Annotated in this window: 4 protein-coding genes, 1 tRNA gene and 1 pseudogene; all 6 read right to left on the bottom strand. The window is 59.8% G+C overall.

Features of this window, described 5'->3' with window-relative positions; translation table 11 throughout:
- Positions 1–86, bottom strand: a tRNA-Leu gene (locus LAT62_RS15850).
- A 50-nt stretch (positions 87–136) separates the two neighbouring features.
- Positions 137–478 (bottom strand): preprotein translocase subunit SecG, encoded by a 342-nt coding sequence (secG, locus tag LAT62_RS15855; protein ID WP_293386123.1) that lies wholly within the window; start codon positions 476–478, stop codon positions 137–139.
- A 9-nt stretch (positions 479–487) separates the two neighbouring features.
- The gene (gene tpiA, locus LAT62_RS15860; RefSeq protein ID WP_293386125.1) at positions 488–1,240 is read right to left on the bottom strand and encodes a triose-phosphate isomerase; all 753 of its coding nucleotides are present in this window, start codon (positions 1,238–1,240) and stop codon (positions 488–490) included.
- A gap of 69 nt (positions 1,241–1,309) precedes the next feature.
- Positions 1,310–2,656 carry a phosphoglucosamine mutase gene (gene glmM, locus LAT62_RS15865; protein ID WP_293386127.1) on the bottom strand — a complete coding sequence of 449 codons (1,347 nt, stop codon included), beginning with the start codon at positions 2,654–2,656 and terminating at the stop codon, positions 1,310–1,312.
- Between the two features lie 16 nt (positions 2,657–2,672).
- A complete protein-coding gene (gene folP / locus LAT62_RS15870; RefSeq protein ID WP_293386129.1) occupies positions 2,673–3,530 on the bottom strand; it encodes a dihydropteroate synthase in 858 nt (285 codons plus the stop codon).
- 379 nt (positions 3,531–3,909) lie between these two features.
- A pseudogene (gene ftsH / locus LAT62_RS15875) lies at positions 3,910–5,042 on the bottom strand (ATP-dependent zinc metalloprotease FtsH); the annotation flags it as partial.

Consider the following 5,042-nt stretch of genomic DNA (forward strand, 5'->3'; position numbering starts at 1 on the left):
TGGTGCCGACGACTAGACTCGAACTAGCACGGGCTATGCCCACCACCCCCTCAAGATGGCGTGTCTACCAATTCCACCACGTCGGCACTGCAGACCGGACTGAACCAGGTTCAGATTGGTCCGATCAAGCGGGCGCCTATTCTACGTCAGGAAACGCCGGATCGCCAGTCTCCTGTGGCGTTGGCGCCGATTCTTCCAACAAAATACTGTCATCAATCTGAATTTGCCCTTCGTCGGACGCTCGGTTGGACGCCACAACAGCCAGAACCAGGCTGGTGCCGAAGAAAGCCGTCGCCAGAAAAGCGGTTGTGCGGGACAGAAAATTGGCACTGCCAGCACTGCCAAACACACCCTGAGAGGCGCCACCACCGCCGCCGAATGCCGCACCGGCGTCAGCCCCCTTGCCGCGCTGCAGCAAGATGAAAACCACCATGGTAATAACCAAGGTGACATGTATCGCAAGAATTATGGCTTCCATTTCTGTACCTTATCGGGCTGCTGCATTGCAGATGCCAGTGAATTCATCAACTTTCAGGGACGCACCTCCGACCAGACCACCGTCTATATCCGATTGCGCCATCAGTTCTGCCGCATTGGCGGCCTTCATACTGCCACCATAGAGGATTTGCAAACCGGCAGCCATGTCGGCATCGGTCTCGGCCAGAAACGCGCGCAATTCCGCATGCGTTTCCTGAGCCTGCTCGGGTGTCGCTGTTTTTCCGGTTCCGATGGCCCAGACTGGCTCGTAGGCAACCACCAACTTGCGGAAACCCTCGACACCGACCACGTCCAGCACTGTACCCAACTGACGCCGGCAGACTTCGCCGGTGATGCCCTGTTCACGCTCCTGCAGAGTCTCGCCGATACACAGCACCGGGGTGACCCCGGCAGCCAGCGCTGCAGCCACCTTGTCAGCCACAATATAATCCGTTTCGCCAAACAGAGTACGGCGCTCTGAGTGCCCGGCCAGCACATACTGACAACCGAACTCTTTCAGCATGCCCAGAGACACTTCACCCGTGTAGGCACCGGAGGCTTCCTTGTGGGCATTCTGAGCACCCCAGGCGATGTCGGAACCCTGCAAGGCTTCCTGAACCGCCGGCAGGAATACAAAGGGGGCAAAGATCGCCACCTGGCGTCCTTCAGTATTGATTCCGGCCTTGAAACCAGCAAGCAACTCGGCCACTTCTGACCGGGTGCCGTTCATTTTCCAGTTCGCGGCAATAAAAGGTGTACGCATGAATAACCCCCCGAAAATGCGGCGCGTATGGTAACCATTTTACGTGGGTGACACAAGGTAAGGGGTCATCTATTGACCAATCCCGAGCGCCACCTGAACTTCCTCGGCCAACTGCTGGCAAAGCCGGGCAACCTGATCGCCGTCCTCACCCTCGATCATGACCCTCACGACTGGCTCCGTGCCAGACGGACGCAGCAGTACGCGGCCCCGTTCACCCAGTTCCTGCTCGATTCGCGTCACGGCAGCCTTGACGCCCTCATGGTGACCGATGGCCGAGCGGTCCCTGACCCTGACGTTGATCATTTTTTGCGGAAACTTGCGCAGCCCAGAGGCCGCCTCGGCCAGAGAGGTGTCGGAGTACTCCAGAGCCACCAGCACCTGCAACGCCGCGATGATGCCGTCACCGGTACTGGTGTGATGAGCGCAGATCAGATGACCGGACGCCTCGCCACCCAGACACCAGTCGCGTTGCTTCATCTCTTCCATCACATAGCGGTCACCGACCTGGGTGCGAATCAGTTCAATGTCGTCTCTGGCCAGGGCTACTTCAAGGCCCAGATTGGCCATCAGTGTGCTGACCACACCGCCGGACAATTTGCCTCGCCGCTTCAGATGGCGAGCCATGATGTAGAGCAGTTCATCACCGTCAAGCAATCGGCCTTCATGATCCACCATCATGACGCGGTCGCCGTCGCCGTCAAAGGCAATGCCCAGATCGGCATGGCGGGCCAATACTTCAGACTGCAGGGCCTTCGGGCTAGTGGAGCCCACTTCATGATTGATATTCAGACCATCCGGAGCGCAGCCGATACAGTGTACGGTGGCACCCAGCTCACGGAAGACCTTGGGTGCCACGTCATAGGTTGCACCATGCGCACAGTCCAGAACCAGGCTGCGGCCACGTAGCGACAGCCCGTGGGCCGTGCTTTTGCAGAACTCCACGTAACGCCCGACCGCATCATGAATACGATGGGCCTTACCCAACTGATCCGAGGGCACAGTCTGAAAGTCACGGGCCATCTCTGCCTCGATGGCATTTTCTACCGCATCAGAAAGCTTGGTACCCTCGGGCCCGAAAAACTTGATGCCATTGTCCTGATGCGGGTTGTGGGACGCCGAAATCACAATGCCGGCATCGCAATTGAAAGTCTGGGTCAAATAGGCAATGGCCGGAGTGGGCATGGGCCCAAGCAACAGGATATCCACACCGGCAGCTGACAATCCGGCCTCCAGAGCCGACTCGAACATGTAACCCGAGATGCGGGTATCCTTGCCGATAATGATCCGGCTTTTGCCCTGCCGCGCAAACACCCGCCCAGCGGCCCACCCCAGTTTGAGCATGAATTCCGCATTGATCGGGCCATCCCCAACCGTCCCGCGAATACCGTCCGTGCCGAAATACTGTCGTTTTTTCATAGTCTTCTCCTTAACCCTACTCGGCCCTGGCCGGGGCATCGGTAACTGCATGCCATACCTTTATGGCATCGACCGTGTCCGGCACATCATGCACACGGATAATATGAGCGCCTCGCTGCACCGCCAGCAATGCGGCCGCGACGCTGGCGCCCAGCCTCTGATCGACGGCTTTACCGGTGATTTTACCCAGCATCGATTTGCGCGACAGGCCCACCAGCAAGGGGTGTCCAGCTTCAGCCAGGTGCGGCAGGGCGCGTAACAACGCCAGATTGTGCGCCAGCGTCTTGCCAAAACCGAACCCGGGGTCGAGCAGAATGTTCGCTGCATTCACACCTGCCGAAACAGCGGCATCGCGACGCTCCTGAAGATAACCGGCAACCTGGTTGACCACATCGTCATAGCGGGGGTCCTGCTGCATCGTGGAGGGCTCGCCCTGCATATGCATCAGGCAAACTGGCAGGCCGAGTTCAGCTGCCGCAGCCAGAGCGCCATCGCGAGTCAGTGCGCGCACATCATTGAGCAGATCCGCACCCGCTGCTGCGGCAGCACGCATCAGCTCGGGCGTGCTGGTATCCACCGAGATCCAGACATCGAATCGACCGCGCAGAGTCTCCAGCACGGGCAGAACACGATCCATCTCTTCTGCGACGGAGACTGCCTGAGCCCCCGGGCGCGTTGATTCTCCGCCGATATCAAGGATGTCGACGCCGGCCTCGACCATGCCGGCAGCCTGATCAATGGCGCTTTCGGGCCTGTAGAAGCGCCCGCCATCACTGAACGAGTCCGGCGTCACATTCAGCACGCCCATGACTCGCGGCCGGTCGAGTGTCAGCCGGCGCTCGCCCCGCTGCAATACAAACCCTTTGTTGTCCATACCGGTCTTGAATCTCGAAGCAACAACAACGAAAAAGGCGGCCCACACGGCCGCCTGAACTCAGATCAATGCAAGCCCGACGCCATCAGTCACGCCGGGGCTCGCCTTCCGGCCCTTCGCCATCATGACTGTCGGCCGGCGGTTCTCGGTCATCTGAGGCTTCCGAGTCGTCATTGGCAGCGCGCGGCTCATCGTGGCCGTGAGTGCCTGAGCTGTCATCCCGTTGCGGACCACGACCTTCATCCGAACCGCGACCTTCATCCGAACCGCGACCGTTTTCATCATCAAACGGATCGTCTTGCCGCCCGAACGGCTCCTCGTCATCATCTTCCTGACGCAGGGCCCGCTCACGATCCGCCTTTGCCTTGGCCGCTGCAGACTCGTCCCAATCTCTTGGCGGGCCGGGCTTGCGGCCCTCCATGATGGCGTCAATCTGCTCGGTATCAATGGTCTCATACTCGAGCAGCGCGTCTTTCATCAGTTCCAGCTTGTCGAGGTTGCCTTCCAACAACTGTTTGGCACGCGCATAGCAGGTGTCGCAAATTTCGCGCACCTCAGCGTCGACCGCGCGCTGTGTTTCCGGCGACATCTGCGTGCCCTGCTGGTAGTAGTCAGGCTGCTCTTCCTCGTACATCAATGGGCCCAGCTTCGAGCTCAGGCCCCATTTGGTGACCATATTGCGCGCCAGCTTGGTTGCCCGCTCAATATCATTGGAGGCACCAGTGGTGACCTGGTCCACTCCGTTGATTATCTCTTCCGCCAGGCGACCGCCGTAAAGCGAGCAAATCTGGCTCTCCAGCCCCTCCTTGGTCAGGCTGTAGCGATCTTCTTCGGGGAGAAACATGGTTACCCCGAGCGCCCGGCCACGCGGGATGATACTCACCTTGTAGACCGGGTCGTGACTGGGCACCAGGCGACCGATGATCGCATGTCCGGACTCGTGATAAGCGGTGTTGGTGCGCTCCTTGTCGGACATCACCATGGACTTGCGCTCGGCGCCCATCATGATCTTGTCCTTGGCGCGATCAAACTCTTCCATGGCGACCACACGCTTGTTGGCGCGCGCTGCGAACAGGGCGGCCTCGTTGACCAGGTTCTGCAGGTCGGCACCGGAAAAGCCCGGTGTGCCGCGAGCGATGATCTTCGGATTCACATTGTCCGCCAGCGGAACCTTGCGCATGTGGACCTTGAGGATCTGCTCACGGCCGCGAATATCGGGCAACCCGACCGTGACCTGACGGTCAAAACGTCCCGGACGCAGCAGCGCCGGATCGAGCACATCGGGGCGGTTGGTCGCTGCGATGATGATGATGCCGTCATTGGCTTCAAAACCATCCATTTCGACCAGCAACTGGTTCAGAGTCTGCTCGCGCTCGTCGTTACCGCCGCCAATGCCGACACCGCGGCTGCGACCGACGGCGTCGATCTCGTCGATGAATACGATACACGGCGCCTGCTTCTTGGCCTGCTCGAACATGTCGCGCACCCTGGAGGCGCCGACACCGACGAACA

Origin of the sequence: Natronospirillum sp., from assembly GCF_022565775.1 — a bacterium.
Classification (GTDB): Bacteria; Pseudomonadota; Gammaproteobacteria; order Pseudomonadales; family Natronospirillaceae; genus Natronospirillum.

What these genes read in the sequence shown, in the direction of transcription:
- secG (WP_293386123.1), bottom strand. Translation starts at nt 478, where the DNA reads ATGGAAGCCATAATTCTTGCGATACATGTCACCTTGGTTATTACCATG.
- tpiA (WP_293386125.1), bottom strand. Translation starts at nt 1,240, where the DNA reads ATGCGTACACCTTTTATTGCCGCGAACTGGAAAATGAACGGCACCCGG.
- glmM (WP_293386127.1), bottom strand. Translation starts at nt 2,656, where the DNA reads ATGAAAAAACGACAGTATTTCGGCACGGACGGTATTCGCGGGACGGTT.
- folP (WP_293386129.1), bottom strand. Translation starts at nt 3,530, where the DNA reads ATGGACAACAAAGGGTTTGTATTGCAGCGGGGCGAGCGCCGGCTGACA.